24 protein-coding genes and 1 other RNA gene are annotated in these 19,908 nt (G+C 41.4%); 4 read left to right on the top strand and 21 right to left on the bottom strand.

Annotated elements, in window-relative coordinates; all coding sequences use genetic code 11:
* Nucleotides 1–146: 146 nt before the first annotated feature.
* From ACXQIQ_RS15640 to ACXQIQ_RS15625, 4 genes are all read right to left on the bottom strand, one after another.
* On the bottom strand, nt 147–398 hold the full coding sequence (locus ACXQIQ_RS15640) for a hypothetical protein (protein WP_439301442.1): 252 nt from the start codon (nt 396–398) through the stop codon (nt 147–149).
* A gap of 296 nt (nt 399–694) precedes the next feature.
* The gene (locus ACXQIQ_RS15635; protein ID WP_439301443.1) at nt 695–2,116 is read right to left on the bottom strand and encodes a peptide MFS transporter; all 1,422 of its coding nucleotides are present in this window, start codon (nt 2,114–2,116) and stop codon (nt 695–697) included.
* A gap of 193 nt (nt 2,117–2,309) precedes the next feature.
* Nucleotides 2,310–2,537 (bottom strand): hypothetical protein, encoded by a 228-nt coding sequence (locus ACXQIQ_RS15630; RefSeq protein WP_439301444.1) that lies wholly within the window; start codon nt 2,535–2,537, stop codon nt 2,310–2,312.
* A gap of 94 nt (nt 2,538–2,631) precedes the next feature.
* Nucleotides 2,632–3,384 carry an endonuclease/exonuclease/phosphatase family protein gene (locus ACXQIQ_RS15625; RefSeq protein WP_439301445.1) on the bottom strand — a complete coding sequence of 251 codons (753 nt, stop codon included), beginning with the start codon at nt 3,382–3,384 and terminating at the stop codon, nt 2,632–2,634.
* Nucleotides 3,385–3,521: 137 nt separating this feature from the next.
* Between ACXQIQ_RS15625 and ACXQIQ_RS15620 the strand changes: the two genes are divergently transcribed.
* Nucleotides 3,522–3,698, top strand: coding sequence for a small acid-soluble spore protein H (locus ACXQIQ_RS15620; RefSeq protein ID WP_439301446.1), 177 nt, complete (start codon nt 3,522–3,524; stop codon nt 3,696–3,698).
* Nucleotides 3,699–3,748: 50 nt separating this feature from the next.
* On the opposite strand, the gene ACXQIQ_RS15615 is transcribed toward ACXQIQ_RS15620, so the two are convergent.
* From ACXQIQ_RS15615 to ACXQIQ_RS15575, 9 genes are all read right to left on the bottom strand, one after another.
* The gene (locus ACXQIQ_RS15615) at nt 3,749–4,393 is read right to left on the bottom strand and encodes a CPBP family intramembrane glutamic endopeptidase (RefSeq protein WP_439302007.1); all 645 of its coding nucleotides are present in this window, start codon (nt 4,391–4,393) and stop codon (nt 3,749–3,751) included.
* Entirely contained in the window at nt 4,386–5,324 is a 939-nt protein-coding gene (locus tag ACXQIQ_RS15610; RefSeq protein ID WP_439301447.1) for a hypothetical protein, read from the bottom strand. Before ACXQIQ_RS15610 ends, ACXQIQ_RS15615 begins: the two co-directional genes overlap by 8 nt.
* A 157-nt stretch (nt 5,325–5,481) precedes the next feature.
* The gene (locus ACXQIQ_RS15605; RefSeq protein ID WP_439301448.1) at nt 5,482–5,910 is read right to left on the bottom strand and encodes an SRPBCC family protein; all 429 of its coding nucleotides are present in this window, start codon (nt 5,908–5,910) and stop codon (nt 5,482–5,484) included.
* 10 nt (nt 5,911–5,920) lie between these two features.
* Entirely contained in the window at nt 5,921–6,385 is a 465-nt protein-coding gene (locus tag ACXQIQ_RS15600) for an NUDIX hydrolase (protein WP_439301449.1), read from the bottom strand.
* A 112-nt stretch (nt 6,386–6,497) separates the two neighbouring features.
* Nucleotides 6,498–6,767: a hypothetical protein gene (locus ACXQIQ_RS15595; protein ID WP_439301450.1), complete on the bottom strand. Its 270-nt coding sequence runs from the start codon at nt 6,765–6,767 to the stop codon at nt 6,498–6,500.
* A gap of 39 nt (nt 6,768–6,806) precedes the next feature.
* Nucleotides 6,807–7,505, bottom strand: coding sequence for a zinc dependent phospholipase C family protein (locus ACXQIQ_RS15590; protein WP_439301451.1), 699 nt, complete (start codon nt 7,503–7,505; stop codon nt 6,807–6,809).
* An 86-nt stretch (nt 7,506–7,591) separates the two neighbouring features.
* Nucleotides 7,592–8,140, bottom strand: coding sequence for a 2'-5' RNA ligase family protein (locus ACXQIQ_RS15585; RefSeq protein ID WP_439301452.1), 549 nt, complete (start codon nt 8,138–8,140; stop codon nt 7,592–7,594).
* Nucleotides 8,141–8,304: 164 nt separating this feature from the next.
* The gene (locus tag ACXQIQ_RS15580) at nt 8,305–9,438 is read right to left on the bottom strand and encodes a hypothetical protein (protein ID WP_439301453.1); all 1,134 of its coding nucleotides are present in this window, start codon (nt 9,436–9,438) and stop codon (nt 8,305–8,307) included.
* Nucleotides 9,439–9,440: 2 nt separating this feature from the next.
* Complete coding sequence (locus ACXQIQ_RS15575; protein ID WP_439301454.1) at nt 9,441–9,983, bottom strand: sigma-70 family RNA polymerase sigma factor; 543 nt, start codon at nt 9,981–9,983, stop codon at nt 9,441–9,443.
* A gap of 128 nt (nt 9,984–10,111) precedes the next feature.
* Here ACXQIQ_RS15575 and ACXQIQ_RS15570 point away from each other — a divergent pair, with 128 nt between their 5' ends.
* A complete protein-coding gene (locus ACXQIQ_RS15570) occupies nt 10,112–10,837 on the top strand; it encodes a lipase family protein (protein ID WP_458025649.1) in 726 nt (241 codons plus the stop codon).
* A gap of 43 nt (nt 10,838–10,880) precedes the next feature.
* Here the strand turns inward: ACXQIQ_RS15570 and ACXQIQ_RS15565 are convergent, their stop codons facing one another.
* Genes ACXQIQ_RS15565 through ACXQIQ_RS15555 form a run of 3 tightly spaced genes read right to left on the bottom strand, consistent with a single transcriptional unit; the run spans nt 10,881 to nt 13,216 of the window.
* Nucleotides 10,881–11,348 carry a thioesterase family protein gene (locus ACXQIQ_RS15565; RefSeq protein ID WP_439301456.1) on the bottom strand — a complete coding sequence of 156 codons (468 nt, stop codon included), beginning with the start codon at nt 11,346–11,348 and terminating at the stop codon, nt 10,881–10,883.
* Nucleotides 11,349–11,360: 12 nt separating this feature from the next.
* Nucleotides 11,361–12,323, bottom strand: a complete 963-nt coding sequence (locus ACXQIQ_RS15560) for a 3-hydroxyacyl-CoA dehydrogenase NAD-binding domain-containing protein (protein WP_439301457.1) — start codon at nt 12,321–12,323, stop codon at nt 11,361–11,363.
* Nucleotides 12,324–12,325: 2 nt separating this feature from the next.
* Nucleotides 12,326–13,216 (bottom strand): beta-keto acid cleavage family enzyme, encoded by an 891-nt coding sequence (locus tag ACXQIQ_RS15555; protein WP_439301458.1) that lies wholly within the window; start codon nt 13,214–13,216, stop codon nt 12,326–12,328.
* 255 nt (nt 13,217–13,471) lie between these two features.
* On the opposite strand from ACXQIQ_RS15555, the gene ACXQIQ_RS15550 reads away from it, so the two are divergent.
* Together ACXQIQ_RS15550 and ACXQIQ_RS15545 are read left to right on the top strand one after the other, a co-directional pair.
* Nucleotides 13,472–14,023: a TetR/AcrR family transcriptional regulator gene (locus tag ACXQIQ_RS15550; RefSeq protein ID WP_439301459.1), complete on the top strand. Its 552-nt coding sequence runs from the start codon at nt 13,472–13,474 to the stop codon at nt 14,021–14,023.
* Nucleotides 14,024–14,216: 193 nt separating this feature from the next.
* Nucleotides 14,217–14,624: an LAGLIDADG family homing endonuclease gene (locus ACXQIQ_RS15545; RefSeq protein WP_439301460.1), complete on the top strand. Its 408-nt coding sequence runs from the start codon at nt 14,217–14,219 to the stop codon at nt 14,622–14,624.
* A 322-nt stretch (nt 14,625–14,946) separates the two neighbouring features.
* Here ACXQIQ_RS15545 and ssrA read toward each other — a convergent pair.
* The 5 genes from ssrA to ACXQIQ_RS15520 all read right to left on the bottom strand — a co-directional run bounded on the left by ssrA (nt 14,947) and on the right by ACXQIQ_RS15520 (nt 19,818).
* Nucleotides 14,947–15,284, bottom strand: a transfer-messenger RNA (tmRNA) gene (gene ssrA / locus ACXQIQ_RS15540).
* A gap of 114 nt (nt 15,285–15,398) precedes the next feature.
* On the bottom strand, nt 15,399–15,866 hold the full coding sequence (gene smpB / locus ACXQIQ_RS15535) for an SsrA-binding protein SmpB (RefSeq protein ID WP_226547188.1): 468 nt from the start codon (nt 15,864–15,866) through the stop codon (nt 15,399–15,401).
* Between the two features lie 121 nt (nt 15,867–15,987).
* Nucleotides 15,988–18,297, bottom strand: a complete 2,310-nt coding sequence (rnr, locus tag ACXQIQ_RS15530) for a ribonuclease R (RefSeq protein ID WP_439301461.1) — start codon at nt 18,295–18,297, stop codon at nt 15,988–15,990.
* A gap of 55 nt (nt 18,298–18,352) precedes the next feature.
* A complete protein-coding gene (locus ACXQIQ_RS15525) occupies nt 18,353–19,099 on the bottom strand; it encodes an alpha/beta hydrolase (RefSeq protein ID WP_439301462.1) in 747 nt (248 codons plus the stop codon).
* Entirely contained in the window at nt 19,096–19,818 is a 723-nt protein-coding gene (locus tag ACXQIQ_RS15520) for an alpha/beta hydrolase (RefSeq protein ID WP_439301463.1), read from the bottom strand. The genes ACXQIQ_RS15525 and ACXQIQ_RS15520 overlap by 4 nt, the downstream gene beginning before the upstream one ends.
* Nucleotides 19,819–19,908 lie beyond the last annotated feature (90 nt).

Below are 19,908 nucleotides of genomic sequence, written 5' to 3'. Positions count from 1 at the left end.
TTGGTTTACCTCCTATCATTTCAGAGTTCCCTATTATTTTATGTAGTAGTGTTGATAGAGGACAGGGCTAGTAGAGAGGCTTTTCGGAAAATAGGTATATTTTTACAATAAAAATACCGCTTAGATCTGCTCTAAGCGGTTGCGTTTTACGTATAGAGTTCCGTATCACCTGACGCGTCATGTTCCTGACCTTCCTCGATGAAGTTGAGGACACTCTCCCCTTCATAGAAGTATGGATCCGTTTCTTTCAGCCAGTTTTGATACGCTTCGTAATCTTGTTGGAAAACGCCGGAATTGAAGCGATGCGCTTCCTGGTTGGTCGTCGTATCAATGACCACAATACCCCGGTACGAATCACGGTCCGGTTCATCATAATCACAAAGGACATAAAAACCCATACCATTCCCTCCTTGTATGCATGTCTAACCCTTAATGTGGCATGGAATCTGAATTTCATACATAGTGAAGGTTCAGTTCTATCATTTCTCAATCTGGTCTATAATTTTTTTTTTATGGGAAAATCAAAAAACTGATCTATAAATTTTCATTTTTATTGGAAATAACCCGATTTTTATGGGAAATATCTAAATCCTTATCCAAAATGACAAAACAGAGCCGACTATAGTTACTGTCGCGCTCTGTTTTGCACCATTTACATCTATCTTTCGTTAAAATAAGTCTTTTTCAAACGATTTTACGCTGCTTTTTCAATATCATCGTCATCTTCATCCAGATGCATCAGCTTCTGAAGCGGTTTGGAAAGTGCAAGCAGGATCAAACCAAGTATAAGTGCTGCTCCTCCAAGATACATGAAGATTTCTAGATAACCGAATTCGGTTGTTAACGAGGCAATATGACCAGCCAGATAGTTGGCAGCCGCATTACTCAAGAACCATACCCCCATCAGTAAAGAAGCGATCTTGACGGGAGCCATCTTACTGACAAGAGAGAGACCTATCGGTGACAGTGCAAGCTCACCGAGTGTATGAAGCAAGTAGGTGACGACCATGAACATCATCGATACTTTGACCGTACTTGATGCATCACTACCTGTCATCATGACAGCTGGCACCATGACCATGAAACCTAATCCAAGTAAAATCAGACCAAACGCCATTTTTGTCGGAATCGCAAAATCGCCACGTTTCGTTTTGGATAGTTTCAACCAGAGGATTGAAACGATTGGCGCAAACAGTAAGATAAATAATGGATTCAGGGACTGGAAGAACGATACGGGTACTTCGTAACCGAATACAGTACGATCAATGAAATCCCTTGTATAAAGCGTAAAGGATGCACCAGCTTGTTCAAATCCTGCCCAGAAGGCAACCGTGAAACAAGCAAGGATCAAAATAACGGCTGTACGTTGCTTTTCCTTTTTCGTCAAAGGCTTTGCACTCGCCTCTGGTGACGGCTTCATTTTAGACGCAGCAGGCTTCGTTCCGATATCGCCGAGATATTTTTTAGATAGTAGATTGAATGTGACTTGTCCGATGATCATTCCGATAGAAGACGCTAAGAATGCATATTTGAATCCAAATACTTCAATACCAGTCGGTGTCGTCGAAGCAAACCAGTTCGCATAGATCAATCCCGCTACAAGCGGTGAAATCAATGCACCTAAGTTGATCCCCATATAGAAAATCGTGAACCCAGAGTCTTTACGAGGATCATTCTTCGTATACAATTCTCCGACAAGTGTTGAAATATTCGGTTTAAAGAAACCATTACCGATGATCAACATGAGAAGTCCAAGATATAATCCCCATTGTTCCTGCACGGCAAAGAGCGTGAAATCTCCGACTGCCATCGTGATACCACCGATTGTGATGGCCGTCCTCAAGCCCATCAATCGATCCGTCAAGTACCCCCCAATTAGTGGAGTAAAGTAGACGAGTCCTGTATAGATTCCGTATAACATCAAGGCTGTTTTTTCATCAAAACCGAGCCCTCCACTGATCAATTCAGCAGTCAAATATAAGATCAGAATAGACCGCATACCGTAGTAGCTATAGCGCTCCCACATTTCCGTAATGAAGAGCAGGAATAAGCCTTTCGGATGCTTCTGCTTCTGTTTCTCCATCATCACTGCATCTTCGTTCATTGTTCCTTCCATGATGTGTCCTCCTTCTAAGATGTCTCAACCTTTTGTCCTATGAAAATAGGAATGATTACATACTTTTCGTCGTAAAAAATCATCTATTGGGAGTAAGGCAAATTTTCAAAATATAACGAATAGAATGACTTACTTCTCCAAAAATAGAAAAAATGCACTACACATTATGTAGAGCATTGCCAAACATTCTACTTTATCCAGTTGTTAAAGCAGTGATTTGTCTGTTGCGCTCATGTTGCTCTTCTTCATCCGCCAAGTCATATTTCTTCAATAAATGAAACAACTCGTTCAATTGATCTTGCGATGGTCCTTTTGCTAGAAACCGTTCACTCATTTGTACAACCTCTTCTGGTAAAAAAGTACGCTGGGCTTCCAGCTTAGCTTGCACATCTTCTAGAGTATGGTCAATATTACATCCCACCTCGTTCAGCCCCCTTTCCACTTTTCCCATTCTATTACAAAACGTTATTTGAATAAAGTAAAAATTTTACGGATTAAAACTGTAACGCGAAAAATTACTGGGTGAATTTAGATCCTGGGAGCTGTAACGTAGCGAATAGTGGCAGGTGGTCCGAGGCTTCTGCATTGCTTTTAAGCACCTTAGTCATCAACACGGTGAACTCTTCGGTTGTAAATATATAATCCAACTTCATCCTGGGTCTGTCAGAAGGATAAGTGTAGCCCTGATCTGATTGCGAATGATGATCCACCCATGTATCGATCAATTGTTCAGAAACGAGACGCCAACTGCTCGAATAAGGTTTCATGTTCCAATCGCCCAGAATGATGGACGGATACTGCTGTTGGCGTAACTGATTCAAAATGAACTCCGTCTGTTTCCCATGCAGAAACGGCGCTAAACTCAAATGTGTCGTATAGACGGCAAAATTTTGACCTTCTATATGAATGATCACTTCCAATAACGCGCGATCCTCCACAATCCTTGGTAAAAAATCGAATGGATAATTCTCTGATTGCACAATCGGAAAACGAGTCAAAATCGCACTTCCATACTGACGAACTTCACCCTTCCCTTTCCCACTGATTGTGATTGCTGGACCGAAGGCATATTCCATCTGGCAATAATCTGCGATTTGCTGAGCCTGATCCATGAATTCACTTCGGCTTGAAAATTCTTTGTCTACCTCGTTCAGACCGATAATATCTGCTCCTGAATGTAAAATGGTTTCTCCGATTCGCTCTAGATCCAGCTTCTTATCGGTTCCTTTTCCATGGTGGATATTGAAAGTCATCACATTGATATTCAAGTGCCATCACCTTTTAAGAGTACGTTTTTTCACATGATTATCGTTACCACTTTTACAAAGAAGGATTCCTGGGGCTGTATATCTGACACTGTGGATACACACATTAGAAGTGTTACAAATTCGAAGGAGGTAATTCAATGGACGCACAACGTGCACAAGAAATCGCATCGTCTCCAAACATGATTCAAGTGAACTGCAATGGACAAAATGTGTATATCGAGCATGTGGATCAAGATAAAGGGATGGCCACCATCCATCCACTTGATAATCCGAACAACAAACAAAGTGTTTCAGTGAATGATTTGAGTGAATAACCGTAAAGGAAAACCCACCACAGGTCATGTGGTGGGTTTATTATATGCTCTTACCTGACAATGAACCAGTACACGCACATGATCCCGAGGTCACCTAAAAAGTGACTGATGATGCCCGCGGTGATAGAACCCGTTTTTTCCCGTAAATATCCCCAAAAGAGACCAGCAATAAAAACAGGAAGTACGGCAACTATGTTCAACGGCCACTGGAACATCGGAATAACAGAAAGGAAATGATAAAGTGTGTAAAATATAGCGGTTAGCCAGATTGCATGAGCTCCTGTCCACTTCTCTTTAATTCGATTGTGCATGAACCCGCGCCAGTAAAGCTCTTCGAGTATTGGATTGACACATAGTAGAACAAATATCAAACCGAAGACTCCATTACCTGAAAAACCCCAGTCGTCCAATAACTGTCGGAGAACTTCTAAGTCGATGAAGTAGGCATGCAACCAGAATAAGCCTCCAAAAATGAAGGTAAAGAAGACAGTTCCGCTCAAGATTCCATACCAAATGGATTTCCGTTCGCTCGAAATGACATTTTTATTAGAAAATCGTTTGCTTAAGATGGGTACGAATAGAAGCCAACTATAGAAAAGCAAGAACGTGACGACTACACTATTCATCCATTGAAGACCGACAAAAATCATTAATGTCGGTCCGAGCAACAACAACCAAAATCGCAGATTATACACTTTCAATCAATTGCTTTTTCTCGTGCAAAATCTGCTCAAGTTCTTTTTCCTGTTGGTCTGCTTGGTACTTGAGTTCATTTAGAAGACTATGGATCTGATTACTTTGTGCATTGGTTCTTTCTAAAGCATCATTGATTTTTCCTTGGACCATCCAGTCGACAATCAATCCATCAAAAAAGAAATCGGCAAATTTAAGCATCGAGGATAGATCGACGTCCAGATGAGCTTCTTCATCCACATCCAACAATTCCTTTTGAAAACTACGCATTTTGCTTTGGGCCTGATGGATGTAAGCCGAAGCATCATCAATGTGGTTATGTTTAGCTAAGCTAGAAATCATGCCGCCACCGAGCATGTCGAGTGTCCCCCAGCCGTTCGCTTTTTCTAATGAACGAATAGCCATGGAGAGGGTTTGAGTGACTGCTTCTCCTGCTTGGATTGCCTCTTTCAATTCCGCTAGGTAAGCAACGGTGTCGCCTTCCCTTTCCGTTAACTCGGTTAATCTTTGAGAGTTTGGAGATGCGCTCCCTTTTATGTATTCTTCTTTTGTCGCGAGTATGTTCTCGTACTCCCTTTCTAATCCTTTAACTGCTAAAAGATGCTTTTGTAGCTCTACGATGGATTGATTGATTTCATCCCTTGCTTCTGTTGCTTCCTTCAGTTTCAGTTGGACCGCTGCGACTTCCTTTTTTTCCTCTTCTATCCTTCGCTCTTTCGTACCTAGAATGGTGTAGAGCAGGTTCGTCACACCTATCCCTTTCAGCTGGTCCACATCCGCTTGCTCTTCAGTTAATTGATCTTTAAGGTTGTAGACCTTTTCCTTCATATTCATTTGTTCAGCTTTATATAGAGCGAGCTGTTTTTCCCACTTTCGCTTCTTTCTCAACTCTACTTTAATTTCAATCAAACGTTCATTTAATTTGTTCAACAAAGCCATCACTCCCGTCTTTATTTCTATATACGGACAACGATTATTGAAGTTTCATCCTGGTAAAGAGGAGGCAGACTCCTAAGAGCCTGCCTCCACAAATTCAATTAATCATCGTGGTCTTCTGATTATCAAGAATGTGATCCATCAGAATTACCTTCTATTTCACCAACGAAGCTCTTAAATCTGCACCGTACTCCACATAACCTTTTAAGCAAGACAGCATATACACCCAGCCTTCTTTATTGTCCAGTAGTTGGTCAATCAGGTTATCATCATTTTCTTTGAACCCTTCTTCTATCACTTCAACTACTGTAAGATCATGATCATCCTCTTTAAATGTAATGGTTACAGTGTGATCTCCTGCCCATTCGAATACGATTCTTTCGTTCTCTCGAAGTTCTTTTACGTATATATCTCCTTGAGCGTTATACTCTTCATATTTCAAAGTGATGGTTTTTCCTTCTGCCCACCTTTCAGAACTAGAGGAAAACCAGAAGTTCCCGATCTTAACTGGATCAACAAACGCTTCATATATTTCACGAGCAGGCTTTCGTATCTTCATTTTTGTAACGTTGTTCACGTACATCCACTCCTTTTTAATATGAGGATTCATTCGATATTTGTTCTATGTACGGATTTATATAACTTCGATAAGAATCTATTAGGTCTTCTGGTAAAAAACGGAGGTCGAAATATTGTAATTCCATCGTTTCACTTTCATCAATTGCAAGTGTTCCCTTTACATCCCTTGATACGTACACAGCAGTCACGGCATATAGTTCATCACCATTCGATACTTTCAAAAAGTACTCTGGACCTGAAAAAACGCCTAATAGATTCAAATCACCGACATCAAGTCCCGTTTCTTCCTTCACTTCTCTTCTAGCTGTATCTTCAAGGCTTTCTCCAAGTTCCATGATTCCACCAGGCAATCCCCAACCGCCGTCTGTTCTATGTTGTAACAGTAATTGATTATTTTCATTAATGATGAGAACGACCGACCCTGGAAGAATGAGCGGTCGATGCCCTACATATTGTCTTAATTCTTTTACATAACTCAAAAATACCACTCCTAAACCCTAGCCATTATCTAGACTTCAAGTGAGTCAACTCTTGAAATTTTCTTCTAGTTTCTTCTCTATTTCATCATTACTGACCTTCTTTCCCCATATCTTACTCATGTTTTAATTTCAAATATCTGTTAAAAAACAAACCGATCGCAACAAGAAGGGCTGCCAAACTTGAAAGGAAAAATCCATAAGCATAGGCTGGAATATCGTTTTCTGGAACTCGATCATTAATCTCAAAGAACAAAAAATAGACACCTATTCCTTGTCCGTCCACATTTGTTCCATATGAATGTAATTCAAGTCCCTTTAGTACAGTTAAAATCGACAAGCCAACAAAAAGAACTGGTAAAACCCAATCCTTCATACTTTTCATAACTAGCTCCTCTCTACTACTAGACTAAAAGTTCTCCTTTTACTTGCTATGGGCTTGCTTTTCCCAGAGTAATTCTTTATCAAAAGTCGCATTGAGATTATGTACTAATTTTTCACTAGTCTCTTCTACAAACCTTGAAACTTCCTCTGGAGTTAAATATTTGAACTCATATGTAGGATCCAATGCAAAATTACCTACATCACTTAAATAGAATTCTGTAATCCGTTTGATTTGTTTTGTAATTTGATGTTCTGGAAAGAGATCAAGGTAATCTGGAAAACTCTCAATATGTTGAAAAGCATTCGTAAAAATATTATCTCTATTCTCATTCAGATAAACAAAATCACCACCGTACCAATCGCTTTTTATTTTTCTGGTATATTCAGGAGTTCCGAGTATATCTCGATAGACCGGTTCTTTTTTCTTCTCTTGATGAAGAGCACTCCATTCAACATCCGTTACTAAATGTACATAATAACCTAAATAAAATGAGAGTTGGGCAGTAGTAAATTCGAGCTGATCCTTATTCAGGTATTGTTCAAGGAACAGATTGGGGGTTATTTTCTTATCTACTTTAAAGTGAGTTACCTCTGGTGATGGGTAAAATTCTCCTGTATCTTCATCAGGCAAACCACAATCAGGTCCGATATTCCCGACTACAAACTCTTTTTCAGGTACTCGTAAGCCCCTTTTCAATAAATTCTCCGCAATTCTGAAATGCGCCATCCATGTCGCCATACGTTTCATTCTCCTTTTTATGTAGAACGCTTTGTTATGTACTTTCTTAACTTTTGTGCTTTTAGTTTAGTTAGACGAAAAAACATTCAATTAGTTACACATGATCTGCTTAATGGAATATCCAAATACTTTATATATTTCATAGGTTCGACTTCCTGATATATTCTAATGAAATCAACTTCATATGTAGGATAGGGGCTAAGTTCTTCATCTGACAGCTTGGCCATATCTTTTAGCTCTCTGTTGGACAAGCCAAAATAAGTCTTACCCAGTGTCATATGTGGTGTAAAGTCATCCAGCTCAAAATACTTCTTTATTAGCTCAGCTGAGGGAGATATTCTATGTACCAGACTTTGATGGAGTTGAATTAACTCTATTGATGAAGCGTTAAGATATAGAATGTCTTCACCGAAAAACATCGGTTTACCTACTGAAACAGTAAATGGTTGAAATTCTTTGCAGACTTCTTCGACTTTACTCAACCACTCTTGATCTGGGGTTAAGCCACCTTGAGCTTTTACAGTGATATGCGGTTCGACGACCTCTGTAATCCAATGCCCATTCCATTTCTTTTGGAATTCAATTATATTTGTTTTGTAATCCTCAGGTGGCACAATTCCAATAAAGTATTGCAAGATGAATCCTCCCTAAAACGATAAAATTTTAGCTCAATAAGAAATTTCTGTTTTTATACACTCAATCCCTTTTTCCATATGTATTTCTCCATTTTTCTCTAGAGTTGAAGCAAAAAAAGGCGCAACAGTCTTATTAGACATCGCACCCTTTGTGTAGTTCATCTCTATTTCGTTAAAGGTATTTTAATTTCATCTCCCACTAAGAGAACAGTGTCTTTTCGCTCCTTAACTGGAGCAAAAACCATTATAAACTCGTCATCTTCGCCTTGCACTTCACCTTTACTAAAGATTGGAATAACCTTCTCTCCAGCTGACCTCAAAAATACACCAGATTTATTTTCGTTAACGATGTAACCAAATTCTTTATCAATTTTCCTCGCATTGAGATATTGATGTTCTAATTTACTCTTTACTTCGTACTGAACTCCATTTTCATCTGTAAGGAGTTTAGTATCTGCCCCAGAGACTACAACTCTTGTTTCAAAAGGAGAAAACTCCACCTGTTTTATCTTGTATCTTATTTCTTTAAATGTAAATTCTTCATTTACCTTTATTGTTTCTCTTGCTGAGGTAGCAGATGATTTGATTTGGAACTCAAGTGGCCATGTTGTTTCTACTTTTTGATTAGTATTTTTTCCGTACAGGGTTAAATCTTTAATTTCTAAACGAATATCCTTTCCCTCATATTTGTTTATGGATTCAAAGGATAAGGCTTCAGCAACCATGTTTTTTTCGCTGTCGTAATACCTGCTTCCCCAACCTACATGATTTAATTCAATTTTTTCGTCTCCCACTATGAGATGAATGGATGTACTACCTTCAAAAATATCAAGATAATAATTCTTTAGATCTGTCTTTTCACTTTGAAAAGTTAATAAAAGTTTTGTTTCCGCATCATCCGCCATTACCCTCTCAAAATTTACCGAGATATCATGTTCTTCATCATAGTATGTTTGATTTAAAACTTGACCATGCCCCATTTTTATGGCAGCCCTAATTCCAGCATCATCAATATGTTTACTTAAAAAAATATCAGTATTATCATGATCTGTTTGTGCAATCCTTGAAACAGTCATGCTTTCATATCCAAAATAAATGATAGATGGAATAAGAATCAGAGCAACTATTATCGTCAGAGCGGGATTGAGAAGCTTACTTGTATAAGTAAACCAAACAGACTTCTTTCTTCTCTGGCTTAACGTATTAAGAATTTGGTATTTTTCTTCTTTACTTATTCCTGTATTTTTAAAAACTGTATCATTCATACTGTCTCGTAAATTGTTCAACTTATCATCCATATTTAATTACTCACTCCCTTCTCAAACTGCTTTCGTAATAGTTCCTTCCCTCTTCTGAGTCTAGTCTTGATGGTCTGTTCGTTGATTCCAGTAAGTTCATTTATTTCCCTTATTGTAAGATCTTCATAATAAAATAGAATGATGATTTCTCTGTATTTTACAGGAAGCCCAAGCACCTTTTTTGAAAAAATCAGCTTTTCATTTTCTCTTATTACATGTTCCTCTATGGAAGGTTGATCAAGTTGTAGATTTTCCTTGAGACGTTCAAGGCCCAAAAACTGTCTAAATGACTTTCTTTTCAATGTATCTTTTGCTTTATTAACTGCAATTTGATACACCCAAGTTTTAATATTAGAATCTCCTCGGAAGAGATGATATTTGTTGTAGCAAGTAATAAATACTTCCTGTGTAACATCCTCAGTCATACTCCAGTCTTTAATGTATGTATAAATCAATCTCTTGATGGCATCTCCATATTCATCTATAAGATCTTCTATAACTTCTTCGAGAGTGTTTTTCTCCGAAAATTGTATGTTGTCTTCCAATTTACATTCCTCCCTTTCCCCTCCTAATTTGTTTGACGATAAAATTCTAAACATTGTTTCGTCTTTCTAAAAACATAACCCCCTAACCTCCCACATAGATTAAAAGATAACTGACGATTGGGGGGGTGGTGGATATATCTCAAACACACTCACTCGATAAAAGGTTAGCTCTGGATTTGTTGAAGGTTGCTGAACTGCCGAGTATTCAATATGAAAATCACGGTAATTTCCCGATGCCAACACAGTTTAAGCTTCTTCTCCCTTTTAAAGCCTATGCTTTTTGGAAGCTAGAATGGTTTGGCATGATTCTTGATTCCAGTCACGCAGTTGTGACGGCCTTCCGTGGGACCAGATCAACACCTGATTGGCTTGTTGATGCGGATATAGAGAAGAAACCCTTCCATGGTGGTTATGTCCATGATGGCTTTTATTCCGTTTACCGGAGTTGTCAGGATTCCCTACTAAATGCATACATGGGATTAGCACAAAAGGAAAACAAAACGCTGTACATTACGGGGCATAGTCTTGGTGCAGCGCTTGCTACCCTACATGCATTGGATGTAGCCAACAATAGAAAAGGCATTCATTTTAAAAACATCATCATGTATAACTACGCTAGTCCGCTCGTTGGTGACCATCGTTTTGCATCCATTTACAATGCCATAGTTCCAAATAGTATTAGGATCGTCAATACACATGATGTGGTTCCAATGATTCCGTATCCGAGATGGGGCTATGAACATGTGCATACTGGCGTATCATTTACCCTACCGGATATGCAAGATATGCAGAAAGACCGCTCCTACAATCATTCGCTCAAGGCTTATCATCGTGGCATTACCCATTACTTATAGGTATAAAAAAAGCACCTATGAAAGGTGCTTTTAGTTAGTTATGTTATTTTCTTTTGATTCCAATTGTTCTACCTGCTTGTTTTGGAAGTGGTTTTTCACGATCAGCTTCATACATCTCCTTTAATTTTTCAAAGACGGACTCAGGGAATGGTCCTGGTCTATCCTCTGTGGTATCCATTCCCATGAGCATTTGTTCACTCGTGGAGATGGTCTCACCTTGTTCATTTTCCATGGTGAAGAAGATATGGATTCTTTTCTGATCCAGATCAAGAATCTGACTAGTGACCGTCAACTGCCCCCCTTCATGAGCTTCCTTTAAATAACATACATGGGTTTCAAGTGTGAAAATCGTATATTTGAAGGTATTTCGTCCTTCTTCATGCAGACCGATATGATTCATGAACTCATCAACGGCAATGCTGAATACTTTTGCATATTCGGCATCATTCATATGACCGTTGTAATCGACCCATTCATTTTTCACCTGCTGTTGAAGTTGAAATTGTTCCATTGTGATATCCTCCTACACGTTGGACTTTTGCGCTTGCTTCGCTTCTGGCCAGTAATCCTTGACCAAATCAAGCAAACGGACTAGAAATTCATTCCGGTTTTGATCCAACTCAGATAAACTGCACTCTCCAGACTGTTCTTCGCAACCTGCTACGACACGATCATGCAATTCATCGGTCAACTCAGGTGCCTCAAGCTTTGTCCAAGGCTTCTTCAGGGCAGGTCCGAATTGCTTAAGCATGTGGCGCATACCACCTTCACCGCCAGCCAAGTGGAACGTTAAGAACGGTCCATACTGTGCATATCGTAATCCAGCTCCATAAATGAAGGCTTGGTCAACTTCTTCAGTCGTTGCAATTCCTTCATTGACGATGTGGAGGGACTCCCGCCAAATTGCTTCAATCAGGCGGTCTGCGATATGCCCTTCAATTTCGTTTCGGACAAGCAGTGCCTTCATATTCATGCCTTCAAAGAAAGCTGTCGCACGCTCTGTGTTTGTAGTGGTCGTTGCTTCCCCAGGGACAACCTCTACGAGAGGCAGGATATAGACCGGATGGAATGGATGAGCCACGACAAGCCGATCTGGATACTGAAGTCCTCGCTGCAAGTAAGATGGTTTGATACCTGACGTACTGGAAGCGATGATGGCTTCTCTCTTCGCATAACGATCAATGTCTTGAAGGACCGATTCTTTCAAATCCTCCACTTCCGGTACATTTTCCTGGATAAAATCAGCGTCTTCGACTGCTTTGCTCAAGTCTTTTTCGAATGTTAAGCGTTCTATCGACGCGCCTTCAGCAAGACCCAGTTCTTCCACATACGGCCAAGCATTCTCGACCGCTTTTCTCATCCGTTCTTCTGCACCTTCAGCTGGATCAGTTGCCACAACATCATAACCATGCGCTAAAAATCTCGTAATCCATCCGTTGCCGATTACGCCCGTTCCAACGACTGCGATTTTTTTGATGTCTGTCATGTTTATTTCCCTCCATGTGGATTTCTAAGCTGTAAATACTCACGTGCCTCTTGTGGCGTCATCGGTTCCAGTCCATGTCCATCCAGCATCGTAAAGGCTTTATCAACGAGCTGTTCATTTCTAGCCATGACACCTTTACTGAGGTAGATGTTGTCTTCCAGTCCTACACGGACATTTCCACCGAGTAATGCAGATTGAGCTGCAATCGGCATTTGCATCCGTCCGATGCCAAACGCTGACCAATGTGCATTTTCCGGCAGGCGATTTTTCATATATAGGATCGTTTCTGCATCCGCTTCAGCTCCCCAAGGAATCCCGAGGCAGAATTGGAACATCGGGTCCCCGTCAATCAGACCCTCGTTAATCAATTGCTTCGCAAAACGAAGGTGTCCGGTATCAAAGCATTCAAGCTCTGGCTTCACACCGCTTTCTTGGATTAATTTTGCCTGATCGCGCAACCAATCTGTCGGACTCATGTAGATCATGTTGCCAAAGTTCGTACTTCCACAATCCAACGTACACATTTCCGGTAAAAGTTCACCCACTGGTCGGTGTCGTTCTTCAGGCGTTTGCATGTCTGTTCCATCTCCACCAGCAGCTGGCGTTGCAAGACTTGGGATGAAGTCTCCTCCCCCACCTGACGTGATATTGATGATGACATCTGTCTCCGATTCACGGATTCGGTCGACGATTTCACGATAATGTTCGATATCGTGACTGATGCCACCTGTTTTCGGGTCACGAGCATGTACGTGTGCGACGGTCGCTCCTGCCTTTGCTGATTCTATCGCTGATTCTGCAATTTCTTTTGGTGTCACTGGAACATGAGGATTCTTTTGTGTTGTTTCTCCTGCTCCCGTAACCGCTGATGTTAACAATACTTTCCCTTTCATGTTCACTTCCTCCTTCTCGTTCGTTCCGTTTTTGTATTTCAAATCCAGTTGAAACTATACCATCTGGACTGTTTACTTTCAACCCAGAAAAGGGATTTTTTTTCGATTCGTTTATCCATTTTGAACGTTCGTTTAGGCAGGTATGTCCTTATTACTACACCATTATAGAGGGAAATGAAGGGATTAAATTGAAAACAGTTAGGCCGAGTGATATGATGTTGGGAGAAATCCAAAAAGTCTGTGAGGTATAGTTTCATGCCAAGAGAATCAAAACGGCACAAAATATTAGAAGCAGCAGCATTGATCGTCCATAATCGTGGTATTGATGCACTGACTCTTGATGCTGTAGCGGAAGAAGCACAAGTGAGTAAGGGTGGACTTCTTTATCACTTCAGAAGTAAAGAAGCATTGGTGGAGGGGCTTGTCCTCCACATGAACAATATTTACCGTACGAACGTGGAAAAGGCAGTTTATGAAGATATCAATCGCGAAGGCAAGTGGACGAGAGCGTTTATCAAAGCGACTTATGATCAAAGCTTGAAGAATACAGAAACCAGTGCAGGAATGCTAGCTGCTCAAGGTATTAATCCTGATTTGCTAAAACCGTTGCAACAAACGTACGCCAATTGGCAGGATAATATTGCACATGACGGTTTAGATCCCGTTCAAGCTACCATCCTCCGACTGGCAGCAGACGGGTTATGGTTTTCAGAGATATTCGGGCTTGCACCTCTGAATGAGGACTTGCGAAAGCAAGTGCTTGATACTTTGTTGGAGCAAACACACCAGGATAAGAACAACGCATAAAAAAGCACTCACTGTTGAACTCTTATAGTAGAAGTGGAGTTTAGCCACTTTTTTTAAAACACCATTGAGCACATTCATCTCTTAGAGATAAATGTGCTCTTTTTATTAAATACACTTCTCCCTAAATTCAGTAAATTAATGGCACAATAAATAAGAACGAACGTTCTTATTTTTGGGAGAGGAGCAATATGTGATGAAGGAATTGGAAGCCGCTTATATTGCTGGTGTTATTGACGGTGAGGGGAGCATCATTTTAACTAGGATGCATGCCAATGAACACCGTAGACCTGTAATAACAATTGCTTCTACAGATTTAGAATTGCTTACATATGTCCAGTCTGTCGCAGGAGGTTACCTTTACAGTAAGAAAAATTACAACCCATCTAAACATAAAAATTCATTCATTTTAAATATCAAAATAAAAAAAGAGGTATTCTATGTCCTACAATCTTGTTTACCTTACTTGAGAATTGATCAAAAAAGAAAGCGAGCTGCCTGGATATTAGATAATTATGATAAAGTCACACCAAGGAATGGAAAATACGTAAAAGATGTACTCGCGAGGAAATTGAAGTTCGAGGAAGATTTCTTTAAATTATAAAAAACTCCATAAAAAAACCACCATAGTTTTATGTATGGTGGAGACGGTGGGACATGTTGTTCCATGCTTTCGTCATGGCACTGACTATATCTTGAACCTGTTTGATCAGGTCCCCCGGCGTATTATACGAAATGTAATTTTTACTTGTTTTCAAGTAGTATTCCGTATCCTAGTACTACCCTTTAGGTAGCCTATAAGTCGATACACGGCTGTTGGATTACTCCACATACCGCTCGGCATTGCCCTATCGCTAAAGCGACTTAGGTTTCACCGATTAAGCCGGGTTATCACTTTTGTGTTGCCACAAAAGGCGACTATTTACTAATCGAACCCACGTCCAGAAATATCGGCACTTAAGCTTCTACGAGCGTAGTCAGTATATTAGCATTTCGCCAGCACTTCAGCCTACTGACAGGCCTCCGTGTGGCTAGCCTGGTTGTTCTCTTCCTTCATCCTCAGGCGGTGGAATCCGGCGTAGCCCACTGATAAGTGAGTCCCTTACCCTAGCACATGGGCGATGCAGGGAGGAACCGCAAAGCTACTGTTACGCAGCTAGTGCGAAGTTGTTGTTTTCTTTGCCAGTTATAGGCGTTGGCGTTTTAACGAGGCCGACCCCCTCGGCTCGCAACTTAAGCTCGACCTATCCCTGTCGAATCCGTAACGTCCCCATATAAAAGGAGTGTTCGGTAGTTGCTTTAAAATCTTACTATCCTAACTGGCGACAACATCTATTATAGCATATAGAAGCTATATTGTTAATGATCTTACAGATACTTACATTTTTTGGCGTTCACGGAAAGCTTTCTCAATCTCACGTTTCGCCGTCTTACGCTTCAGGTCTTCACGCTTGTCGTATTTCTTCTTACCTCTTGCGACACCGATTAGGACCTTCGCGACTCCGTTTTTGATATACATTTTCAATGGGATAATCGAATATCCAGGATCTTTAGAAGCACCAATCAATTTATTGATTTCTTTCTTGTGTAACAGCAGTTTTCTAGTTCGAAGCGGATCATGGTTGTAACGGTTGCCTTGTTCATAATGGCTGATGTGCATGTTATGAAGGAAGACTTCCCCGTTTTGAACACGGCAAAAGGAATCTTTCAATTGAACACGTCTTGCACGTATGGCTTTGATTTCTGTTCCTTGTAAAACCATACCAGCTTCGAACGTTTCTTCAATTGCATAATCATGACGAGCTTTTTTATTTTGTGCGATTGCATTCCCTTCATTACGTGCCATAGCTTCGTTTCCCCTTTCAACTGCATGATACATTTTATCAACAAAGGTCAAAAAAAGTCAAGAAATCCACCCTTGGATAGACAGAAGAGGAAGCCCGAATGGACGCCCTCTCATCTGTTCATTACCTCTTCTTCTTTTTACCTTTTTTCTTTTTTTGAACATCCTTGTAGAAAGGTTTGTTGCCTTTCTTCTTACGGGATGATCCCTCTTTGTCATTTCGTCTATCATTTCGCTTCTTTTCCTTCGTCGGACTCTTACCACCACTATTGATGACACGTGAACTCTCTTTGCGTCGTCTCTGTGTTGGAGCTTTCATTCCGACGATTTCGAAGTCGATTGCTCGTTCTTCTACATTAACATTGAGCACTCGGATTTGTATTTCGTCTCCGATTCGGAACACATTCCCGGTACGTTCTCCAATCATTGCATACTGCTGTTCGTTGAAGTGATAATAGTCATCCGTCAAGTAGCTGACGTGGACAAGTCCCTCAATCGTATTCGGCAGCTCAATGAACAATCCAAAGTTCGTGACGCCACTGATGACCCCATCAAATTCTTCACCGATTTTATCTTGCATGAATTCCGCTTTTTTCAAGTCGTCAGTTTCGCGCTCGGCATCAACCGCACGACGTTCCCGTTCAGAGGCATGCTGTGCGATTTCCGGTAATCGTTCACCCCAGTGGTTCTTCGTCTTCTCATCCACTTTTTTCTGAATGAGGTAAGTTCGAATGAGACGGTGAACAATCAAGTCCGGGTAACGACGAATCGGTGATGTAAAGTGCGTATAGAATTCCGTCGACAAACCATAGTGGCCATGGTTTTCAGGCTCGTAACGAGCTTGTTTCATCGAACGTAGCATAACCTTACTGATGACCGCTTCTTCCGGTTCCCCTTGCACTTCTTCTAAAATCTGTTGAAGGGCACGAGGGTGTATGGAATTCGCTGATCCACGAACTACATAACCGAAGTTCGTAATGAACTCGAGGAAGTTCGTGAGCTTCTCTTCATCCGGGTCTTCGTGGATCCGGTACATGAACGGGACATTCATCCAATGGAAGTGTTCGGCAACCGTTTCATTCGCTGCTAACATGAACTCTTCAATCAGCTTTTCCGCGACAGTACGGTCACGTAAAACGACATCAACTGGCTTCGATTCTTCGTCAACGAGCACACGGGCTTCACTGAAATCGAAGTCGATTGCGCCACGTTCAAAGCGCTTCTTACGAAGGATTTCTGCGAGCTCGCCCATCAAGTCGAAGAACGGGACGAGATCCTTGTAACGTTCTAGTACTTCGTCGTCTTCACGAAGTAAAATTTTACGAACGTCAGTATAGGTCATCCGTTCATTCGTGCGAATGACACTTTGGAAAATCTCGTGATTGACGACGTCACCATTCGCATTGATTTCCATTTCGCAAGAAAGCGTCAACCGGTCGACTTTCGGATTCAAACTACAAATCCCGTTGGACAAACGATGCGGAATCATTGGAATGACCCGGTCTACGAGGTAGACAGACGTCCCACGTTCAAGTGCTTCCACATCAATCGGAGATCCTTCTGTCACATAATGGCTGACATCCGCAATATGCACTCCTAGCTTATAGTTTCCGTTATCAAGCTTTACAACGTTAACCGCATCATCCAGGTCCTTTGCATCTGCACCGTCAATCGTGACGATCGTTTCATCCCGCAAGTCTCTGCGGTCATGCAGATCATCAGGGTCAATTTCATCAGGAACGGAGTTCGCATGCTCCATCGCATCTGCCGGAAAATCTCTCGGCAATCCGTGCTTATAGATAATGGATAGAATATCGACGCCAGGGTCGTTTTTGTGGCCTAAAATCTCAATGATTTCACCTGTCGCACTGGAACGACCTTCCGGGTATCCTGTGATTTTGACGAGAACCTTATGGCCATCCACCGCGTTGTTTGTGGCTTCTTTCGGGATGAAGATGTCGTTCGGAATACGCTTATCGTCCGCTTCGACAAATCCGAAACTTTTACTATCTATAAAGGTTCCGACCACTTCCGTTACGCCACGCTCGACGATTCGGATGACCGTTCCTTCTGGCTTTTGGTCACCAGGTCGGCTCGAAATCCGGACGAGCACCGTGTCTCCATTCATTGCACCATTCAACTCAGATGGCGAAATAAAGACATCTTTCTCCCCTTTTTGTTCTGGGATGAGAAACGCAAATCCTTTCGCATGACCTTGAAGCTTTCCTTTGATGAGGTTCATCCGCTCTGGGACACCATATCGGTTACTTCGCGTCCGGACGATGTCACCGTTCTCTTCCATATCATTCAACGTAATGACAAGTTCTTTGAAATCTTCCGCATCTCCTAACCCGAGCTCTTGCTCCAGTTCCTGTACGGTCAATGGTTTATAGGCTTCTTCTCTCATAAATGCTAAAATTCTTTCTTGATCCATGGTTGTATCCCTCCTTCAATGTTGTCTATATCTTTTGATTTAAGTATTGTCTTCATTATTTTGACCAGTCTAGTGAGTTTAGGAACTCCAACACATCCTCATGAAGCTGTTCTTTTTCCTTATCGAGCGTGATGACATGGCCAGATTCTTCGTACCATTTCAAGCTCTTTTGGTCAGATTCAATTGAGTCATGAATGATGTTCGCGCTGTCTGTATTGATCATCTCATCGTGTCTTGCTTGTACCACGAATGTAGGTGTATAAATCATATCAATGTTCGAGCGGACATCAGAGATGAGCTCTTGGAGCGCCTTCAATGTGTTCATCGGCGTCTTTTTGAATTCTTCCATCTCTTCTTCAATCTGCTCATCCGTTTTACCCTCGTAATTTTTGTACTCTCTTGCGTACTCGAGCACACCTTCGTACATGACCTCTTCGCTTTTAATATACATAGGCGCGCACATCGGAACGATCCCTTTGATGGGTTCCGTGTAGCCGAGCTTGAGTGAGAAGACGCCTCCCAGTGACAGGCCAGCGACAGCAATCTCTTCATAGCCTTTGTCTTTCAGCTCATTATATGCGTTCATAACGTCCTTCCACCAGTCGTCAGGACCGGTATGGACGAGCTCTTCAGGCGGTACGCCATGTCCTTTATAATGTGGTGCCAGACAAGAGTATCCCTCTTTTTGTAAGTATCGGCCGAGCATGCGAACATCGGCTGAATTTCCTGTGAACCCATGCAACAGAAGGACTGCCCGGTCTCCACCTTCGAAGAAAAATGGTTTTGGTGCCACGATTTTCATGATGTTTCCTCTCCTTTTAGATCTACTGCTTCTTTATCTGTTAAAAAGTGAAAGACGTGTTGAATGACGTCTTCTTGCTCCATACCATGGCAAATGATGTGTTTGGATTGTGGTAAAAAGACGAGCTCTTTTTGGTCGCTTTGAATCGTATCATAAATGTATTGCGCGCTTTTCTTCGGAACGACCCCATCACATTCTCCCTGCAGGATCAGTGTGGGTGTCTCGATTTTGTCTATATATGGGCGCAGATTGTAAATGAGCTTTTTGAATTGGTATGTCATCGACATCGGGGTTGTTCTGAACTTCCGAAGATACCGCTGGAACAGTTCGTTCTCTGTGATCTTTCCCTTGAACAAATCGAGGATCATCGTTTTGATATCTTCGAAAAGCTGACGAGGACTTACATAATAAGCAGCGGCACTCATGAGAACGAGCTTGTCGACTTTGTGGGATGAGGCAAGGTAACCCGCAATCATTCCACCCATTGAAAACCCGACGAGATAAATCGTATCGCATCGCTTTTCAAGGGCTCTTAGTTCCATTTCAGCGGTCTTGATCCATTCCTCGAACGGAACATATTCCATACGGCCACCCGTGTCGTGTCCCGGAAAAGTCGGCGACTCGACGAGCCAATCTGTGTTCTCTTTTAAATATCGGACAAGCGGCTCCACCTCATAAGGGCTTCCGGTAAATCCGTGGAGACATAAACAACCGATCATCGCTCGGACTCCTTCATTCTTTCTTATAGTTTGCCCCTTGTCGGAATCGTTAAAACGTATGTACATAAGAAAAGCGGAAGCGCCATGACT

This window comes from Pseudalkalibacillus sp. Hm43, assembly GCF_054170705.1.
This window is presented reverse-complemented; position numbering and strand designations above follow the sequence as displayed.